Here is a 19185-nt window from a genome sequence, read left to right as displayed (position 1 = left end):
GCGTCGATATCCTTTCCGGGAGGCTGCATTACAGCGTTGTCGCCCCGCATTGGAGAACCGATGGTGATCGCACAGACCGCACTTCCGGTGGATATCGACGGCGACAGTGTGCTGGTCCGCTATTACGCGGACCTGCGCACCGCGGCCCGGCTCTACCGGTCCGAGAACGGAACTTCGAAGACGCCGGGTTTGGCCATGGATCCGGAGCTTCCCGAACTGACCGAGCCGCTGGCGCAGTTGCTGGGGACCGCGCGGATGCGGATGGTCGGACTGGGTTCGCACGCGGGCCGGGAGCTGCGGCTGCTGGACTTGCGCTGCACCGCGTCCACCCGGACCACGAAAACGTTCGCCTCGGTGCTCATCGTGGCCAGGGCGGTGGCGCATATCCAGCGAACCGGCGAGCGGGTAATGATCGTGACGCCGACATCGGCGAACAAGGGCACCGCATTGCGCGATGCCGTGCTGCGGGCGCTCCGACTCGGCCTGGTGTCGGCGGAGCAGTTGAGCATTGCCGTGGTCGCGCCCGCGGAGTCGCTGCCCAAGCTGTGGGCTTCCGAGTTGTCCGAGGACTCGGAGTTGTTGCGGCGCAACCCGATTCTGCTCTACGACGGTGAGCGGTCGGACGGGGTCAAGGCGTTGGCCGCCGAGTTCGTGCGCGCGGCCGCCGACTCCTTCGAGCGGGATCGGGGAGTCCGGCTTTGGTACACAATGGATTTGGCCAATTACATCGTCGCCGATACCGCGCGGGCCTTCTTCGAAGCGGACGTGTCGGGCCCGGCGCCGCAGGGGCGATTGCATGCCCATGCCGTATCGAGTGCGTTCGGGCTGCTCGGGTACCACCTCGGCAGGCGGGTGCGCCATCCCGAGCCGGATCCGGACCATCCGCAATTCCTGCTCGTCCAACATTTGCGCACGTCCGATATGGTGACGAGCCTGCTGCGAGCGAGGTCGGGTGGCGAGATCCCGCCGCGCTTCGTTCGTGACGAATCCGCGAAAGTGTTTGCGCAGCAGGATGATCCGCACTTCCCGGCGGTCACCGATAGTCCCACCGAGGATTTGGACAGCACCTTCTACACGCGCCAACCGGCCACATCACCGACCATGAACGCAATCATCGAACGGCACGGTGGCGACGGCATTGTGGTGTCGCGACGGGAATGCCTGGCCCGGTACGACGAGTTGCGGGCCCGCTTGGCCGCGGTGGACATCGCGCTGCCCGCCGACGCCGCAGCGCTGCGGGAGTGGTCGCTGGTCATGGCGCTGACCGGCGTAATGAATGCCATCGAACGCGGTTTGGTGCCCGCGGGTGTGGAGGTGGTCGTGCACGCCTCGGGCAGTTACTCGACCGACGACTATGTGCCGCTGTCCCAGACGTGCACCACCCACGTGCGTGCGGCCGCCGATCTCGAGGCTCCGTTGACCAAGGCCGCACTGTGACAAGGGATTTCGCGGCCTCGCAGCCGGACCCTGCGACCGAGGCGGCGCCATTGGCGGATGAGGCCCGGTACCGGCCGGTGTACGCCGCGGGGGACTGGAGCCCGACACTCACCGCGATCTGGCAGGAATGCTATGGCGCGGACCTCCCGGACGGGCTGGAGCCGCTGGGCTTCAGCTCCGCCGGAGAACTGGGGTCGTTGCGGCGTTGGCTGGATGTCGGTCCGGGCGATCGCATTGTCGACGTGGGGTGTGGACGCGGCGGGCCGGGCCTGTGGATCGCCCGGCACGCCGAGGTCGATCTGGTCGGGGTGGATCTGCTCCCGGAAGCCGTCGCCGCGGCGCAAAAGCGGGCTCCGGCACTGTATCCCGGTGGGTCGGCGACCTTCGTCGTGGGGGATTTCCTTGATACCGGGCTGCCTGCGGGCTCGTTCCAGGGCGCGGTGAGCATTGATTCGCTGTGGATGGTGCTCGACAAGGCCGCGGCCATGCGGGAAGTGGCGCGGCTGCTCGAGCCGGGCGCGCGCTGGGTGTTGTCGACATGGGAGCCGAGCTATCTGTCGTATGCGACGTTGTTGACGGCGGCGGGATGGGAGGTACTCAGCTGCCGGGAACCCGCGGGCTGGCATGAGCGGCAGACCGCGGTATATGACCGGATCATCGGCGCTGAGCCGGATCTGGTCGCGGAGTTGGGGGTCGAGGCCGCGCGGGTGTTGGTTTCGGAGGCACGGACCATGACGCCGACATTGCGCGACTACCGTAGATTGCTCATCGCCGCGCGGCGATAGCCCCGTAGTCCGGCGTACCACGCCACGATCGCCGCACCCGTCACCAGCGTTCCCGCGCCGAGGAATACGAACCGAGGATCGCCATCGAGCGCGAGCGTGAGACTCCCCGCGACGAATACGCCTATCGGATCCACCGCCAGGAACAGCAGTTTCACGGTGCTGGTTACCCGCCCGAGCATATCGCCACGCACCATCAGTTGCCGCTGGGTGCGATTCACCAGGCTCGCGGTGACCAATGCCCAGAGGTAGATTGCGTTCGCCGCCGCCAGCGCAGCCCACGTGAGCGTCAGACTCATTGTGGCCGTAGCGATTCCGGCGAAGACCACGCCGCTGGCGAACACCCGCAGATGTCCGAGCCGATATCCGAGCGATGGTGCTGTCAGCGCGCCGACAAGCCCGCCAACGCCACCTGCGGCCACCACCACACTCACCAGCGAGGTGGCCAGTCCGAGGGTGTCCTTGGCGTAGAAGAACAGCATCTTCTCCACGGCCAGACCGAAATTCACCACCATCTGCAGGGCGGTCAACATCACGAGAATTCGGATCGACAGCAGATACCGCAACCCGTCCCGGAATTCCCGCCAGATGTCACTGATGCGCAGCGGGGAAACCACCGGCGGCGCCGCAGACCGGTGCGACCACACGGCGAGCAGGCTCGCCAGCGACACCAGGAAGGTAACGGCGTCGACGAGCAATGCGGTATCCAGACCGACCGTGGCGGCCAGCGCGCCGACGGTGACCGGCCCCAGTACCAGGGCGAGCTGACTGCTCACTTCGAGCACCGAGTTGGCGCGGAGCAGATCGCGATCGGCGCACAGCTCCGTCACCGTCACGGTGACCGCGGTCTCGAAGAACACATGGCTCGCACCAGCCAGCAGACCCAGCCCGAGCAGTAGCGGCACCGTCAGGAGATCGGTTACCGCCAACACGTACAGCGCGGCGAACAGGCCGGCTCGCAGCGCGTCCATGGTGATGAGCACCCGCCACGGGCCGAACCGGTCGACGACGACCCCGGCGGGCACGCCGACGCAGAGGTAGCCGATGGTGACCGTGGCCGCCGATATTCCGGAAACCACTGGGCTGCTGCTCAGTTCGAGGGCCAATAGCGGCACCACCAAGAGTGCGAGCCCGTCACCCAGCAGCGACACCGCCTGACCACCCAGAAAGATCCGCACGTGGCCCGGCCATGCGCGCGCGTGCGGACGCGTCGTCATACCCGGGGCACGACCCGCAGCGCCATCGTTTCGGCGATGCGTTCCAAGCTGGCGACGACGGTGCCGCGATCGAGGCCGAAGTCCACCAGACAGGCGATCTCGTCGACACCCATATCCGCCAGTCGCTGTGCCCGGGACCGGAAGGTATCCGCGCCGCCGAGCAGCGCGCTCGATCCCCAGTATCGCGCGAAGGCGAAGTCCATCAGGGTTTCCCGGTCGGCGGCCGTGAGCTGATCCAGGTCGAGCTCGCCGAGCACCGCCCTGGCCGCGGACTTGATGATTTCGGAATTCGCCCAGAGGTATTCGCGGAACGGCCGCTCCACCACCGCCCGTACCTCGTCGTCGCTACCTGCGCCCAGGTAGGCGTGCACCATGACGGAAACAGTGCCCGCGGCCGGGTCGAGGCCGCTCTCGGCGCGTCCGGCGCGATAGGCGACGATCCGCTCCTCCAGTTCGGTCACGTCCAGGTTGATCAGCGCGGTGAGCACGTTGTAGCCGGACCGCCCCGCCGCGGCGAAGGTCACCGGATTGGTGGCCGCGGTGAGCCACACCGGTAGTTCGGGCTGAACCGGCCGAGGGAAGGTGCGCAGACGCACCCGCTCACCCAAACCGTTGACGTCCTCGATCGATTCGCCGCGCCACAGCTTGCGCACCTTCTCGATGCGGTCCAGCATGATCTGCTGCTTGCGCTCGTAGGAGGCCTGGCTGAAGACGAAGTCCAACGGCACGAATCCCGGTGCGAATCCGAGTCCGACCCGGCCGCCCGAGAGATTGTCCACGATCGCCCATTCCTCGGCGACTCGTGCCGGATGATGCAGCGGCGCAACGACACTGCCCGCACGCAGGTGAATCCTGCTGGTACGGGTCGCAATTCCCGCGGCAAGCACCGAAGGGTTGGGAAACAGGTCGCCGAATTGGTGGAAGTGGCGTTCCGGCGTCCAGATCGCGGTGTAGCCGAGTTCGTCGGCGCGCTGCGCGCAGTCGAGAATCAGCCCGTAACGGTCGCCTTCGACGGAATCGGCGGAGAAGAAGAACACGCTGAACTGCGGGCCCGACTGCGGGCCGGATGCGGCTGCGGCACTGTCACATACGGAAACGGTGGGTGTCGGCGGACAGGTCTGGATCGACAGGTCGGCAGCACCAGGGAGTGATGTCGTCTCGGCTGCTCGGGATGTGGGGACGGCGGTGGCACGGTTGGCCAGCAGGGCAGTCAGTCGCTCGATGCTGGGGTTGTCGACGAATTCGCGCAACGACAGCTCCCGGCCCAGCGCGGCGCGCAACGCAAGCACCGCCTGCACTGCCACCAGCGAATCTCCGCCCGCGTCGAAGAAGTTGGTGGTGTCGTCGAGCGGACGTCCGATCGTGTCCGTGTAGGTGGCGCGGACCGCCGCGAGCAGTTCCTCGGATTCCGAGCGGGACTGTTCCGAGCTCAGCTCTGGCTGCGCGGCAACCGCAGCCGGTGCGGTATCGGAATCCGGGGGTGCGTCGGAGGGCCAATGGCGAGTGCGCTGGAACGGGTAGGCAGGCAGGTCGACCGTGGTCCGCGGCCGGTCGTGTTCCCACAGGGCCGACCAGTCGACCGGAGCGCCCGTGGTCCATGCCGCCGCCAACGCCCTTGACAGGAACTCGGATTCGGACTCCGCGTCGTCGGGTGCGGGCAGAGCCGCGAGCACCTGCAGGCCTTCCGGCCGCGCTGGATCGCGCTGTGCCAGTCTGCTCAGTGTGCGGCCGGGCCCCAATTCGACCACCACGTTCGGACCCGAGGCGAATACGGTGGCCAAACCTTCGGCGAATCGCACGGTGCGGCGCGTTTGTTCGACCCAGTAGTCCGGACTCGTCGCCTGCTCGTCGGTGATCCAGGTGCCGGTGACATTGGAGGCGAACGGAATCTTCGGCGGATGCAAGGTCACCTGGGCCAACCGCGCACGCAGGCCATCGAGGCAGGTATCGGTCATCCGGCTGTGGAAGGCCCGCGTCACTGCCAGGCGTCGGAACGGGATGCCCGTGTCGGTCAGGTCCTCGGCGACCGCGTTGACGACCTCGACGGTGCCCGAAAGCACACATGACTTTGCGGCATTGACGGCCGCGAGATCCGCCCCTGCGGCAATGAACCGAGCGGCGTCTTCCTCGCTGATCGCGGCGGCGAGCATTGCCCCCGGCTCGAGTTGCTGCATCAGCTCCGCACGGGCCACCACCAGCCGCGCCGCGTCCTCGACGGTCAGCACGTCCGCGATCACCGCTGCCACATATTCGCCGAGGCTGTGGCCGATCATGCTCGTCGGCTGCACACCGAGGTGCAGCCAGGTGCGGGCGAGTGCGTATTCGACCGCGAACAGCGCGGGTTGGGCGACCAGGGTGTCGTGCGCGCGAGCGGGTTCGGACAGCAATGTCTCGAGTGATCGGTCGGAGGCGGCGTCCAGCAGCTCGAGGCATTCCCGGTGCGCGTCACGGAAGACCGCGAAGTCGGGCCACAGCCGGGCACCTACCTCGGGGTACTGTCCGCCGTGGCCGGGAAAGAGGAACGCTACCTTTGCCTTCGAGGCCGCGGTTGTGCCGACTGCCGCTGTGTCGGCGAGCGCCGCTATCAGCTCGGGGCCGCTGCTCGCGATCGCGAAACGACGGTGCGGCAGCACACTGCGGCCCAGTTGAGTGGTGTGGGCGATATCGGCCGGATCGGTGTCGGGGTTGGTCTCGAGATAGGTGCGCAGGTCCCGGGTCCGAGCTGCCAGGGCGGCAGCGGAGTGCGCCGAGAACGTCACCACGTGAGACGAACGGGTGGCGGGCTCGGGCGCGGCTTCGGCCCAACCCCCCAGCACGACATGGGCATTGGTGCCGCCGATACCGAGACTGCTCACACCGCAGCGGCGGTCCGCTCGGGATTGCGGCCACTGCACCGCCGATGCGTTGACGGCGAACGGGGAACGATCCCATTCGAAGTTCGGGTTCGGCTCTCGGAAATGCACTGTGCCCGGGATGATTCCGTGTTCGAGTGCGAGCACCGCCTTGATGAGACCGGTCACGCCCGCGGCGGCGTCCAGATGTCCGATATTCGACTTGACCGAACCGAGCAGACAGTCGCCGGGTTCCGCCACACCGTCGCGGTGCCGCCCGAACGCTTCGGCCAGCGCCGATACCTCCAGCGGATCGCCGATCGGCGTGCCGGTGCCGTGGGCTTCCACGTATCCGATATCGGTACTCGCGATACCCGCGCGCTCGAGCGCGCGGGACACGGTCCGCACTTGGCCTTCCCAGCCGGGCGCGGCGTAGCCGACCTTGCGCCGCCCGTCGTTCTCGACCGCGGAACCGAGGATCACCGCACGAATCGGATTGCCGTCGCGGACGGCGTCGGCGACGCGGCGCAACACCACCGCGGCCACCCCATTGCCGCCGACCGCGCCGGTGGCGGCGGCGTCGAACGGGCGGCAGTACCCATCGGCGGAGATGATGGCACCGTCCACATGCTCCTGCAGAGTCACTTGCGGCAGGAACACCGTGGCGCCGCCCACCACCGCGACCCCGCAGTCGCCCGCGGCCAGTGCGCGGGCCGCGAGGTGCACCGCGACCAGTGACGACGAGCACGCCGTCTGCACGCCGATGCTCGGGCCCTGTAGGTCGAGCTTGTAGGAGGTACGGGTAGCGAGGTAGTCCTTGTCGGTGGCCAGCAGGATGCGATGCTGCTCGGTCGGATTCGCATGCTGGAATCGGGTGAGCAGGGTCCGGAGCAGATATGTGCTCGGGCTGGCGGAGGCGAAGACCCCGGTCTGCGCACCATAGCGGTCCGGCGGGCAGCCAGCGTGTTCCAAGGCATGCCATGCGCATTCGAGGAACAGCCGGTGCTGTGGATCGAGGAGTTCGGCCTCGGCCGGTGCGAACTTGAAGAACTCGGCGTCGAACAGGTCGATATCGGCCAGCACGCCGTAGGCGTCCGAACCCGGTGTACCTGGTGCGCCGTTCATCGTGCGGACCAGAGACTCTCTGCCCGCCACCAGGTTCCGCCAGAACTCGGCCACATCGGAGGCGCCGGGGAAGCGGCCCGCCATACCCACCACTGCGATTGCGTCGTCCACCGTCATCGTGTCTTCCCGTAGAGGTAGTCGGCCAGCTCCGCCACCGTGGGATGACGGAAGAAGCTGGTCAGCTCGGTGGTGATGCCCAACTCGGTGTCGAGGCGGTCCTTCACCATGAGCAGCTGGAAGGAAGTCCCGCCCAGGTCGAAGAAGCTGTCGTCCGGGCCGACTGCGTCGACATCGAGGATCGTGCACCACATTCGAGTGACGTATGCGGTGATGCCGGGGTGGGTCATATCGGTCAGCGGTTCCACTGGGCGAGCTCCTGCAGCAGGCGGTCGATGAACGAGGCGACGGTCACCGAGTCGAACAGGTCGGTGCTGAACTCCACCACGCCATCCAGAGCCGGTGTGGTGTCGTGGATTTCCACCGTGAGATCGGTGCGGGCGGTCTTCTGCAGCACCGGACGTCCTTGTATCCGCGTTGCGCCGAGGCGCAATTCGGCGCACGGGTCGGTTGCGAAGGTCAGGACGGTCTGAAAGAGCGGAGTGCGGCCGAGGTCGCGGGGTGGGCGCACGGCCTCGACGATGTGTTCCAGGGGAAGGTCCTGATTCGCATAGGCGCGCAACAGGTTGCGACGGACCCGGTCGAAAAGCTCCGGTCGGTCGGGTGCGCCCGAGCAGTCCGCCTTGACCGGAATAGTGTTGACGAAGAAGCCGACGACATTGTCGACCGCGGCGGGGCCACGTCCCGACACCGCGGTGCCGACGACGAATCGATCCTGTCCGCCGAGTTCGGCGAGCACTGCCTGGAACGCGGCCATCAGCACCATGTGCACGGTGCCGCCGTGCCGTCGGGCAGCCGCGCGGATCCCGGCCGTGGTGTCTGCGGGGACCATGAAATGCAGCGATTGCCCCTGTGCGGTCCGTATGGCCGGTCGCGGCCGATCGGTCGGCAGCTCTAGGGTCAGCGGCCAGTCGGTGAGTTCGGTGCGCCAGAACGACGACTGGTCATCCCACTGTTGGGCCTCGACCATGGTGCGCTGCCATTCCGCGTAATCGCCGTAGCGAATCGGAATGTCCGGCAGCACGGGCGTGGTCCCGGCCAGGAAGGCGTTGTAGCACAGCGACAATTCGCGCAACAGGAGGTCGATGGACCAGCCATCGGTAATGGCATGGTGCATCGCGATGGCCAGCAGATGATCGGCGGCGTCGAATCTCGCGACGGCGATGCGCAGCAATGGGAGCGTCGTCAGGTCGAATGGGGTGCCGGTGATTCGGTCGACGAAATCCGCTGCGGCAGCCTCGGCTACATCTTCGACCTGGATCGATATCCGGAAGTCGGCATCTACGATCTGTTCGGGGATGCTGCCGGTGTCGACGAAGCGCGTACGGAGGACATCGTGCCTTGCCACGATCACCTCGACTGCCCGTTGCAGCGCCGCGAGATCCAATGCACCCCGAACTCTGGCGGACACCGGCACGGTGTAGGTGGTGCTGTCGGGCTCGAGTCGCTGCATGAACCAGAGGCGGTGCTGACCGTATGACACGCGTGCGGGGATGCGTCCGGATGGGACCAATGGCACTGAATCCGATTCGGCCGCAGCCGGATTCGTGGTCAGCAGCGAGGCGAGTCCGGCGACGGTCGGTGTGCGGAGGAAATCGGCCAGCCCGATACTGCGCCCGGTCCTGGTTTCGATCCGGCTCAGCAGCCGAATGGCCTGTAGCGAGTCGCCGCCGCAGGTGAACAGGTCGTCGTGCACGCCGACGTAGTCCAGCCCGAGCAATTGCGTCCAGATTTCGGCGACAAACCGCTGCAGGTCGGTTCGCGGTCCGTCGGCGGCCGCCGCAGCGGCGGGAGCGGCTACTCGGGCGGGGATCGTCGGCGTTGGACGGGCGTGCGTGCAGAGTGCGCGCTCCACCCCGGCAGCGATGTCCTCGAGCAGTCCCAATAGTCCCGCCACCCATTCGGAAGCACGTTCGTGGTCGATGAGGGCGACGGGTCGAATCAGGTAGCCCTGCAATCGCTTTCCATCGTCGTAGACGATGAGATCGAGATCGGAATGGCAGCCGCCGGAGGGGGCGACGGCGACGTACTCCAGCTCGACATCGGGCAGGCGCAATTCGGTGATCGGATGCGGGCCGTAGGTGAGGATGGCCTGGAACAGCGGAGTGCGTGCCGGATCCCGCGGCGGGCGCACGGCGTCCACGATGTGGTCCAGCGGTAGGTCCTGGTGAGCGTAGGCCCGAAGCAGCTGCTCCCGAACCCGGCCGAACAACTCCGGGAACGTTGGCGTGCCCGAACAATCCGCCTTGACGGGAACGGTGTTGACGAAGAACCCGATCAGATTCTCCACCGCCGCGGGGCTGCGGCCGGACACCGCCGTGCCGACTACGAACCGGTCCTGACCGGTGACGTCGGCGAGCAGCGCCTGAAACGCGGCCATCAGCGCCATATGTACGGTGCCGCCGAGTCGGCGCGCCGCCTCCCGAATGCCCGCGGCGGTCGGCGCGGACACCGTGAACGGAATTGCTTCGCCCGTCGATGATCGCACCGCTGGCCGTGGCCGGTCGGTCGGCAAATCCAGTACCAGCGGCACATCCGCGAGCTCGGCGCGCCAGAAGTCGGCCTGATCGTCCCATCGGCCGGCCGTGACCGCATCCTGCTGCCACTCGGCGTAATCGCCGTACTGCACTGCCAATTCCGGCGGATCCGGGATCGCGCCCGCGCGAATCGCGGCGTAGCTTTCGGAAAGTTCGCGCAGCAGCACGCCGTACGACCAGCCGTCGGTGACGGCGTGGTGCATGGTGATCGCCAGCAGGTGATCCGCGTCGGCGAAGCGGGCGAGGGCGATGCGCAGCAGCGGCGCGACGGTCGGATCGAAGGGGGTGGTCGCGATGCGGTCGAGGAAATCCGAGGCGTCCGACTCGGGGATTTCCTCGATTTCGACGCGCACCCGGCAGGTGTCGAGGACCACCTGCTCCGGTGCCCCGCCGCGATCAGCGAGACAGGTACGCAGGGTATCGTGCCGCTGCACCACTAGATCGACTGCTCGCTGCCATGCCGCGGGATCGAAGGGGCCGCGCAAGCGTATTGCCAAGGGCACGTTGGCGATCGGGCTCATCGGCTCCAGGCGCTCTGCGTACCACAGCCGACGCTGGCCGAATGACGCCGCATAGACGGCCACGCCCTGTTCGGTGCTGTTGCCGCTCATGTCATGGCCACCAGTACGCGGCGCGCGCCGCGGTAGGGCATGCGGCCGTGCGCGGCCACCATATTGTCGACCAGCATCAGATCGCCGCGCCGCCATGGGATCGTCAGGGCACATTCCCGGTAGACCTCGTCGATGCGCCCGATTTCATCCGGGGCCACCGGACTGCCGTCGCCGTGATAGGCGTTGCGGGGGAGATCGCTCTCGGGGTAGCTCAGCAGCAGTGCCTCGCGAATCTCCTCGTCCAGCGCCGACACATGGAACAAGTGGGCTTGGTTGAACCACACCGTGCTGCCGGAAGCGGGCTCGGTACGCCAACTCGGCCGGTGGAAGCGGGTTCGCAGGACCCGGCCGTCCCACTCGCATTGTTGGCCGTGCCGGGCGCAATAGTCCTCGACTTCGGACCGCGAATCGGTCTGGAACGCCTCCTGCCAACCCAGCCCCAAATCGTCACGGTAGGTCCTGGTGTAGACAATCCCGTCGGCGAATCGCGTGCGGATATCGGCATCGATTCGGTCGAACACCGCGCGACTGTCGGCGACCGGCGTCGATCCGCCGTGTTGGGCGGGTACGGCGCAGAAAAAGAACAGCAACGTGGGCCAGACATCGGCGTAGGAATTCTCGTTGTGCAGTGGAATCCGTTGGTCTGCAGGGTATTCCGTGGAAGTGTAGATGTTTCCGTCGACCTGCGAGCGGGGCGTGGACCGGTCGCGGTAGGACAACGGCTCGCCGCCGACGGCGGCGACGATTCGTCCGAAGAGGTCGAGTTCGACGGCTAGGTTGCGCAGCAGCACCACCCCGAATCGAGCCAGTACGGCCCGGATTTCCGCGCGGTGCTGCCGTGCCCATGCGGGGATGTCGACGAGGTCGTCCGGGAGCGGATAGACCGCCGCGGAGGTGATCCCATTGGTTTCGAGCAGGCCCGCGACGGGGCCGAGGTGGGGGAGTTCGGCGGGCAGCGTCGGTGCCATATCGTCTCCTCAGTGTCGGGCCGGAAAGTGGGGATCGAGCAACCTGCGCACCGTGCGGTGGCTCAGCACGTCGGTGAGGGTGAAATCCACGCCGCTGCGGCGGGCCCGGGTCACCAGGCGCGCGGCGGCCAGACTGGTTCCGCCGAGGGCGAAGAAGTCGTCGTCGACGCCGACCTCTTCGAGTTCGAGCAGTTCGGCCATGAGCTCACAGACGAGCTGTTCCGTGGGTGTCTGCGGCGCTGCGGACGAATCCGCCTGCCGTCCAGCACTTTCCGTGGGTTCCGGCAGTGCGGCGTAGTCGAGCTTGCCGTTCGGGGTCAGTGGGAACGCTTCGAGTAGCACGATGGTCGTCGGCACCAGGTGTCCCGGAAGCCGGTCGGCCAGGTACTGCCGCAGCGCGCCTGCGGTCGGGGTGGCGCCGGGTGCTGGTGTGGCGTACGCGATGAGCCCGGTGCCCGCGGATCCGTTATCGCGAGCGACCACCGCGGCTCGATCCACGTCGGCGGCCCGGGTGAGCATGTCGGCGATTTCGCCGGGTTCGACCCGGAATCCGTTGATGGACAGCTGGTCGTCCACCCGGCCGGCGAATTCGAGCAGGTCATCGTCTCGGCGGCGGACGCGGTCGCCGCTGCGGTACATCCGAGTGCCGGGCGGCCCGAGCGGGTCGGCGACGAAGGCGGCGGCCGTGAGCCCGGGGCTGTGCAGGTAGCCGCGCGCGAGCTGGGACCCGGCGATGTACAACTCACCCTCGTCGACGGGAAGGAGTCGCGAGTCGAGCAGGTGCAGCCGGGTGCCCGGGGTGGCCAGGCCGATGGGGACGGGCCCGGGTGCGAGTGCGTCGCCCGGCCCCACCCGGTGGACACAGCAGCCGACCGTCGCCTCGGTGGGCCCGTACTCGTTGACGACGGCGGCCGCCGGATGCTCGCGCCGCCAGTCGGCGAGCATCGCACCGGTGAGCGCCTCGCCGCCCACGATGAGGTCCGAGGTGGGTGCGCAGTGCGGGAAGGTGGAGCGCAGCAGCGGCAGATGTGCGGGAGTCACCTTGAGAAAGGTCGGCGCGTCGTGGGTCTCGCCGGGGTCGTCTAGGGGCGCGATATCGAGCGTTCCACCCGCGACCAGCGGGCCGAACAGACTCGTCACCGACATGTCGAACGCTGGCGAGGAGTGTACGCGCACCAACCCGGCCAAGCCCGGATACCACGTCACGGCCCAGCGCAGATATGTTGCGAGGGCACCGTGTTCGATGACGACGCCCTTGGGTCGGCCGGTGGAACCGGACGTGTGGATGACGTAGGCGGCATCGTGTGGCGCCGGGCCGAGTGGCGCGTTGCCGGGGGAGTCGTCGTGGGTCTGCACGCCCATCGGGACGCTGGGAGTGAGTCCGGACATCCACTGTGGGCAGTGCTGCTCGACCAGAACGAGTTTCGGTCCGGCCGCCCGCAGCAGTGCCTCGGTCCGCGGCGGTGGATCGGTCACGGCCAGCGGCAGATAACCCGCCCCGCTCTTGACGATCGAGAGCAGCGCGATGACCAGATCGACGGAGTTGTCGAGGTACACCGCGACGAGGTCGCCGCGGCGCACGCCGTGGCGGTGCAATGCTCGGGCCTGTCGTGTGGAGACGTCGTCGAGCTGGCGGTAGCTCAGCCGCCCGCGTGGATGCACGACGGCCGTGGCATCGCCGATCCGGTGCACCTGTTCGCGGAACAGCTCTGTGACAGTGGAGGTGCCGGTCGCCATGTCATCTCCTACTTTCCGGCTGCATCGCGTTCAGGACCAGGCGGGCGACCTGGGGTGTGCGCAACAGGTCGCGGCGGCCGATCGCGGTGGGGATGCGTTGCGCGGTGAAGCCTGGTTCCCCGTCGTCTTCCACAGAGATCACGGCGGTCGCCGACGACCAGTGAGGGTGCGGCGCAATGGATGACGCCGCCCTCAAATACGCCGTGTAGGAGGCGAACACATCGATCAGCTCGGCACCGACGTCCGGTGCGATACCGACTCGTTCGAAGGCGTCGCTGGCGGCGTCGCGATACAGCGCCAGGAGTCGATCCAGGATGCTTGGAATATCACGCGGCCACTCCTCGAGCAGGGCGCTCGCCGCGCCGATGAGGTCGTCGCGTTCGGCGGCCGACAGCGAAGACAGCGAAGTCAGGGTGCTGCGCATATCGCGGAACACCGAATCCCTGGTGGGGCGACCGGGATTGAAGACGACGGTGGCGGGTCGGCGGCCTTGCCGACGTGCCACCTCATCGGCGAGGGCGCAGGCGAACACACTGCCCGCGCAATACCCGAGTACCGCGTCGATCTGTGCACCGGATGCGGCAAGCCGATCCCACCACCACGCGGTGTAGGCCGCACCCGACGCCGTATCGGCGACGCTCGCGGGCGGCTGGGCGGTCAGCCAGACCGTCACCGGCTCGGGCAGCAGCGTCGCGAGGTCACGGAACCCCGCCTCACCACGGCTGGTGAGGTCGAAATCAACTGCCACAACGAGGTATTCGTTAGCACCCGGTTCGAGGCCGATGAAACCCGGCGGGACGATGCCACCGTGTCGGTTTGCCTGCGATGAATCTGACCCCACGTGGACGCTCCATTGCAGCGAGGGTTGATTCCTGCAAGTAAACCCGATGGCGCGGGTCGCCGTAGTCCCTCCTGCATTCCCGATGGTGGGGATATCGCGAATGTTGCTGGTACGCAGTGGATTCGGTCTATCAAGATCGGGTGATATTTGAATGAGTATGCGTCCCTGATGATTCCCTGCGGGGTTGAGTACGCACGGTGGTCGGCTTCCGGAGTCGCGCGCCCGACGAGATCGAAAACCCGGAATCGCCGATCGGAGTGCGAGATTCGCGCGATCTGTTCGAGTGGCGCCGCTACTTGCGAGCCGACAATCATTGCCACACAGGCGAGTTGCGGCTTCGGCGCAGCCTGGTTACCAGGCCGCGCCGAGACCGCAGACAGGGAGATCACCCCACATCGGGCCAGCCGACGCGGGTTTGACGATTACCGAGGCCAGGGCAGGCAACCGACGGCGCGCAGACGGGCCGCCAGTCCGGAGGAAACGCTGGCGTTGGAACTGGAACCACTGCTGGCGAGGGCAAGTACGAGGTCCACGCCCAGCCCAGCGCCGATGGAACATCCCAGCAGGTTGAGATCGATCGAGATGATCTCGTTGGGCGCACCGGGGGCGGGTTCAGCGGCCTGCGCCGGACTTGCTGCGGCGACGGTGGCGGCAGCAAGTGCAACGGCGATGGCACCGACTTTGTTGGAACGCACTTGTTCTTCCTCCTTGTTCGCGCAAGGTGGCGCGGTTCTCGGGCGGGGTGGTGCAGCTGGTGTGTGGCGGGTGCCGATCGTGCGGACCGACGGACCGCTGCATAAATATTGACCAATCGAGACGGCGAGAAACCCCACCTCTCCCTGGCAAACGCTTTGCTGCGCACCCGCAATGCGGCCGAGATTGTCGGTGCCGTCGCCTAACCTCACCACGAAACCGGGAAGTGTGGCCTGCGCGTCGATTTGCACTCGAGCCAGGCGGCAATCTCGATCAGGCTCTTGGGAAGGAGGCCGGATGGCCACATTCGTCTTCATCCACGGCGCTGGCGATGTCGGCTGGTACTGGCATCTGGTGGCGGCCGAACTGCATGCACGAGGCCATGCGACCATCGCTCCGGATCTGCCATGCGCCGACGACTCGGCTGGCCTGTCCGAGTACGCGGACACCGTGGTCGGTGCGGTCGGCGACCGGACCGATCTCGTCGTGGTCGCGCAATCGTTCGGCGGCTTCACCGCCCCGCTCGTCTGCGACCGGGTGGCGGTGGAACTGCTCGTCCTGATCGCGCCCATGATCCCCAGGCCGGGAGAGGCGCCCGCCGACTACTGGACCAATACGAGATATGACGAGGAAGAGCGGGTCCGGTACGACGATCCGATCGCCCTTTTCTACCAGGACGTTCCGCCGGAGCTGGCCGCCGAAGCGCTGAACCGATCGCGCACCCAGTCCGAGGCCCGGATGAGCGAACCGTCGCCGTTCGACACCTGGCCCGGTGTCCCCACGCGAGTCCTGATCGGACACGACGACCGCCTATTCCCCACTGGCTTCCTGCACCGCGTCACCCAAGAGCGCCTGGGCATCACCCCCGACGAGATCGACGGCGGGCACACCCCTGCGCTGAGCCGCCCACACGAGCTGGCGGACCGCCTCGAGGCGTACGCCGCCGAACAAGGACTGCTCGGCGGCCACTAGCTGATGTCGTGGCGCGCCTTTCCCATGCGCTCAGGATCGTGGCGGTGTCCAGGGGAGGGACCTCGATGCGAGATAGTCCAGACGGGAGAGAGTCACGAATCGTTTCGAAAGCCGTTCCGCAACATGGTTTCCGAAACCTGTTCAGCGGCAGGCGATCCGAGGATGTCGCAGGGATCGGCGAGACATCATGTGGCAGCGCAGGTCCGACGCTGTGCGTGTCGTTTGTCAGTGGAGGGTGGCGTAGGCGATTGCGCGGTCGCGCACACCCTATCGGCCCAATGATTCGGACAAACGTGCAAGCTGCTCCGCGAAGCTGGTCTTCTCGGCGACGGCAAGACTTGCGAATGTGTCTTCCTCCATCGCGTCGAGGGCCCGATCGGCGTTATCGAGCGCGTCGACGCCAGCCGGTGTCACGGCGACGATCTGGCGCCGTCGGTCGGCCGGGTCGCGGTCGCGCTGAATGTAGCCAGCCTTATACAGGCCGTCGAGGTAGGCGATGATGTCGCCCGGATCGAGGCCGACTCGGTCGGCCAGCTGCTTCTGATGCGAAGGGCCGATCTCGTTCAACCGGCTCAGGATCGCGTGCTGGTTCGGCAGCAGTCCATGGACGGACAGCACGGCGGTGTATCGCTGGCGGACACGCATCGCCGCCCTCACCAGCAGGTACCCCAGCCTGCCGTCGAGCGTGCGGGAGGCGTCCCGGTCGGGTGATTCCATACGCGAATGGTATCCGATAAGACAGACTTGCCAATGACTGGCATTGCCAATGATTGGCATATGGTGTTACCTTCTCGGCATGCCGTGAGCACACAGCGCCCGCGGCAGCGAGTGGGGAGAACTCTTATGATCCAAGAACTTTCGTATGTCGGCGTCGCCTCGCCGCATGTCGACAGCTGGCGCAGCTACGGCCCCGGCCTTCTGGGAGCGATGGTGAAACCCGATGGACCCGACGGCGCAGTCCGGCTCGCAGTCGACGACATCAACCATCGAATCTCGATCCATCCCGGCACCGCGGACGAATTCCGGTACGCCGGATGGGGGCTTGCAAACGAAACCGATCTGCGGGCCTATGTCGAGCAGCTGACTCAGCGTGGCGTCGATATCTACTGGGGTGATGCCGACTTGTGTCGGGAACGAGAAGTAGCCGAGCTGGCCTGGTTCTGCGACCCTTGGGGTCTGCGGCATGAGCTGACGTGGGGCAAGGCGGCCACCCCGAACTCGTTTCAGCCCGGAAGAGTGATGCGAGGGCGCTTCGTCACCGGCGACCAAGGTCTGGGGCACGTCGTTTTCCAGGTCCCCGATATGAACAAGGCAAACGAGTTCTATTCGGACGTCCTCGGATTCCGGTTGTCGGACCGAATCGTCAACGACTACTTCAATGTCCGCTTCTACCACATCAATGGGAGGCACCACTCTCTTGCGCTCGCCGAATTCCCCGGACACGTGGGGTTCAACCACCTCATGCTCGAATACGAGAACATGGACGACCTGGGCCGTGCGATTGATCTGTTGGAACGGCACGACACCGAAATCATGCAAAGCCTCGGTCGGCACACCAACGACCTCATGACCTCGATCTACATCACGACTCCGTCGAGCTTCCAGATCGAACTCGGGCTTGGAGGATTGGTCGTGGACGATCTCAGTTGGGTGGCGCGAACCTACAACAAGCCCAGCTACTGGGGGCACCGCTTCTCTTCGGTAGCGCAGACTCGTGCATCTGGGATTCTGAACCCGATCGGATAGTTCCGGCCGAGCCACAAACATCGCGGGATATTTCCGCGACAGGAATGCGCGTACCGCGCAACGTGCTAGGGCATTTCCTCAATTGCATCCAGGTAATTCGGGGTGCATCGAACGCTGCCGCGGTCGGCACGGATTTCTGCACCGCCGCTGCCAACAAGGGCGCCGATGTCTTTGTGGCCGCCGGAAAGCGTGTCCTGATCAAGATCGAGCCCTGTCACGCGACCGGCATGCCGCAAGTCTGGGCGGGTCGATGCCGCAAATATCGCACCTCGGGTTGTTTACTGGGCGGGATGCCCGTTCGTGGCGCCTTGTCCAATGCGCGGGCAGCGCTGGGAATGGGGCTGTCGGCGAAGCTGATCCGGCGATCACGTGATCGATCGTCATGATGTCGCCGATCTGGATGCAGGCCGGAATCGACCGTGAGGAGGGCTAGTGACGAACAACGTGGTTGGCCGGGTGGCCGGCGTGGTCGCCAAATTCGGTGTCGCCGGTGCGGTGGTCGGCGCGTCGGTGCTGGGACAGCACACCGTCGCTCGCGCCGCGGAAATGACCACGTTCCGGCTGCCGCTGGTGAAGATATCCCAATCATGGGGTGTGCCAACGCAATTCAGTATCTACTTGACGGCGACCGTCGGCGACGCCCCGGGGGTCACTACCTTCGGTGTCGCCAACCCCGCCCCCTTCGGCGGTGGCACCATTTTCGACTCCCACGCCCGGATCCAGTGGTCGAACCTGACGACCGGAGCCATCGGTGTGGTGGACGTGGCGGATCGGGAAACGGCGCAGCAGCCCTGCGACTGCGCCCCGGCTCCGGTGCCGGTGTTCACCGGAGCCGGACAGATCGTCGCAATCGCGACCGCCGGTGGCTTCGGCATCACTCTGTCCTCGGGGTTGGGTACGTTCACGGCTCGGTGAGCCCGGCTGTCCACGCCACATGAAGCCGGGTCTGTCACCCGAGGTACGCGCATCCGGCGGCATCATCGGACGGTCTGCGCCGCTGTGGATCTCACTGCTCAAATCGCCCGCCCAGCGGCACTTCCGGATGTTCGCCACGCTGAGGCGTACCTTATATTTCGAGCTGTTCGCTCCATGGCATTCACAAGGCGGGTCCAGTCGATGTTCCCAACGTGTTCACCGGCTCGACGCGGAATACCGGGCATCGGGGCGCTGCGGCGGCGAAGCTGTCCGGTGAAGCGGAGTCGACCAGCCCGTTTCTGATGAAAGCTTGTGTTCCCCTTGGGTTTTGGGTGGGGAACTCGCGCATAATGGGTTCACGCTGCTGTTCGGGCACCTCGATCAGATTCACGATCCGGGTTTTCCGCCCGCGCGTCAGCACGCCGTGACCGGCGGCTCGGGCATTCTTCACCCAGTCGGCGTTGGGGTACGCCTGTACGAGGTAGTGGGTGCCGTCGATGAGTACCGGCGCGACGGGAGTGGTCCGGGGTTGCCCGCTGGTGCGGCCAGGGAGGGTGAGCAGTTGCATGGGGCCGAACGGCAAGCCGACGCGATGCGAGAGCGCGACTATGCGGTTGCGGATCTTGTGTTTGGTGGACAGTGTCGTCACCGGGTCT

Annotated in this window: 16 protein-coding genes; 6 read left to right on the top strand and 10 right to left on the bottom strand. The window is 66.5% G+C overall.

What is annotated here, in order from left to right; translation table 11 throughout:
* Window positions 1–60: 60 nt before the first annotated feature.
* On the top strand, window positions 61–1437 hold the full coding sequence (locus ACWEO2_RS04810; protein WP_452404113.1) for a DUF6002 family protein: 1377 nt from the start codon (window positions 61–63) through the stop codon (window positions 1435–1437).
* Complete coding sequence (locus ACWEO2_RS04805; RefSeq protein WP_452404112.1) at window positions 1434–2222, top strand: class I SAM-dependent methyltransferase; 789 nt, start codon at window positions 1434–1436, stop codon at window positions 2220–2222. The genes ACWEO2_RS04810 and ACWEO2_RS04805 overlap by 4 nt, the downstream gene beginning before the upstream one ends.
* Here the strand turns inward: ACWEO2_RS04805 and ACWEO2_RS04800 are convergent.
* The 8 genes from ACWEO2_RS04800 to ACWEO2_RS04765 form a co-directional block, all read right to left on the bottom strand.
* Window positions 2189–3436: an MFS transporter gene (locus ACWEO2_RS04800; RefSeq protein ID WP_452404111.1), complete on the bottom strand. Its 1248-nt coding sequence runs from the start codon at window positions 3434–3436 to the stop codon at window positions 2189–2191. The genes ACWEO2_RS04805 and ACWEO2_RS04800 overlap by 34 nt on opposite strands.
* Entirely contained in the window at window positions 3433–7509 is a 4077-nt protein-coding gene (locus ACWEO2_RS04795) for a type I polyketide synthase (protein ID WP_452404110.1), read from the bottom strand. Before ACWEO2_RS04795 ends, ACWEO2_RS04800 begins: the two co-directional genes overlap by 4 nt.
* Window positions 7506–7757: an acyl carrier protein gene (locus ACWEO2_RS04790; RefSeq protein ID WP_452404109.1), complete on the bottom strand. Its 252-nt coding sequence runs from the start codon at window positions 7755–7757 to the stop codon at window positions 7506–7508. Before ACWEO2_RS04790 ends, ACWEO2_RS04795 begins: the two co-directional genes overlap by 4 nt.
* Window positions 7745–10657 (bottom strand): condensation domain-containing protein, encoded by a 2913-nt coding sequence (locus ACWEO2_RS04785; RefSeq protein WP_452404108.1) that lies wholly within the window; start codon window positions 10655–10657, stop codon window positions 7745–7747. Before ACWEO2_RS04785 ends, ACWEO2_RS04790 begins: the two co-directional genes overlap by 13 nt.
* Window positions 10654–11625, bottom strand: a complete 972-nt coding sequence (locus tag ACWEO2_RS04780; protein ID WP_452404107.1) for a TauD/TfdA family dioxygenase — start codon at window positions 11623–11625, stop codon at window positions 10654–10656. Before ACWEO2_RS04780 ends, ACWEO2_RS04785 begins: the two co-directional genes overlap by 4 nt.
* A 9-nt stretch (window positions 11626–11634) precedes the next feature.
* Entirely contained in the window at window positions 11635–13362 is a 1728-nt protein-coding gene (locus ACWEO2_RS04775; protein WP_452404106.1) for a non-ribosomal peptide synthetase, read from the bottom strand.
* 1 nt (window position 13363) lies between these two features.
* Window positions 13364–14110 carry a hypothetical protein gene (locus tag ACWEO2_RS04770; protein WP_452404105.1) on the bottom strand — a complete coding sequence of 249 codons (747 nt, stop codon included), beginning with the start codon at window positions 14108–14110 and terminating at the stop codon, window positions 13364–13366.
* A 515-nt stretch (window positions 14111–14625) separates the two neighbouring features.
* Window positions 14626–15147: a hypothetical protein gene (locus ACWEO2_RS04765; protein ID WP_452404104.1), complete on the bottom strand. Its 522-nt coding sequence runs from the start codon at window positions 15145–15147 to the stop codon at window positions 14626–14628.
* Between the two features lie 46 nt (window positions 15148–15193).
* On the opposite strand from ACWEO2_RS04765, the gene ACWEO2_RS04760 reads away from it, so the two are divergent.
* Complete coding sequence (locus ACWEO2_RS04760) at window positions 15194–15868, top strand: alpha/beta hydrolase (RefSeq protein ID WP_452404103.1); 675 nt, start codon at window positions 15194–15196, stop codon at window positions 15866–15868.
* Window positions 15869–16135: 267 nt separating this feature from the next.
* On the opposite strand, the gene ACWEO2_RS04755 is transcribed toward ACWEO2_RS04760, so the two are convergent.
* Window positions 16136–16585 carry a MarR family winged helix-turn-helix transcriptional regulator gene (locus ACWEO2_RS04755; protein ID WP_452404102.1) on the bottom strand — a complete coding sequence of 150 codons (450 nt, stop codon included), beginning with the start codon at window positions 16583–16585 and terminating at the stop codon, window positions 16136–16138.
* Window positions 16586–16711: 126 nt separating this feature from the next.
* On the opposite strand from ACWEO2_RS04755, the gene ACWEO2_RS04750 reads away from it, so the two are divergent.
* Genes ACWEO2_RS04750 through ACWEO2_RS04740 form a run of 3 tightly spaced genes read left to right on the top strand, consistent with a single transcriptional unit; the run spans window position 16712 to window position 18529 of the window.
* Window positions 16712–17614, top strand: coding sequence for a VOC family protein (locus ACWEO2_RS04750; protein ID WP_452404101.1), 903 nt, complete (start codon window positions 16712–16714; stop codon window positions 17612–17614).
* A 44-nt stretch (window positions 17615–17658) separates the two neighbouring features.
* Window positions 17659–18000 (top strand): hypothetical protein, encoded by a 342-nt coding sequence (locus ACWEO2_RS04745; RefSeq protein ID WP_452404100.1) that lies wholly within the window; start codon window positions 17659–17661, stop codon window positions 17998–18000.
* A 46-nt stretch (window positions 18001–18046) separates the two neighbouring features.
* On the top strand, window positions 18047–18529 hold the full coding sequence (locus ACWEO2_RS04740; RefSeq protein WP_452404099.1) for a hypothetical protein: 483 nt from the start codon (window positions 18047–18049) through the stop codon (window positions 18527–18529).
* A gap of 181 nt (window positions 18530–18710) precedes the next feature.
* On the opposite strand, the gene ACWEO2_RS04735 is transcribed toward ACWEO2_RS04740, so the two are convergent.
* Entirely contained in the window at window positions 18711–19178 is a 468-nt protein-coding gene (locus tag ACWEO2_RS04735; RefSeq protein WP_452404098.1) for a nitroreductase family deazaflavin-dependent oxidoreductase, read from the bottom strand.
* Between the last annotated feature and the right edge of the window lie 7 nt (window positions 19179–19185).

The organism is Nocardia sp. NPDC004278 (assembly GCF_053602975.1).
Note: the sequence above shows the minus strand (reverse complement) of the source record. Positions and strands in the feature narration are given on the sequence as shown.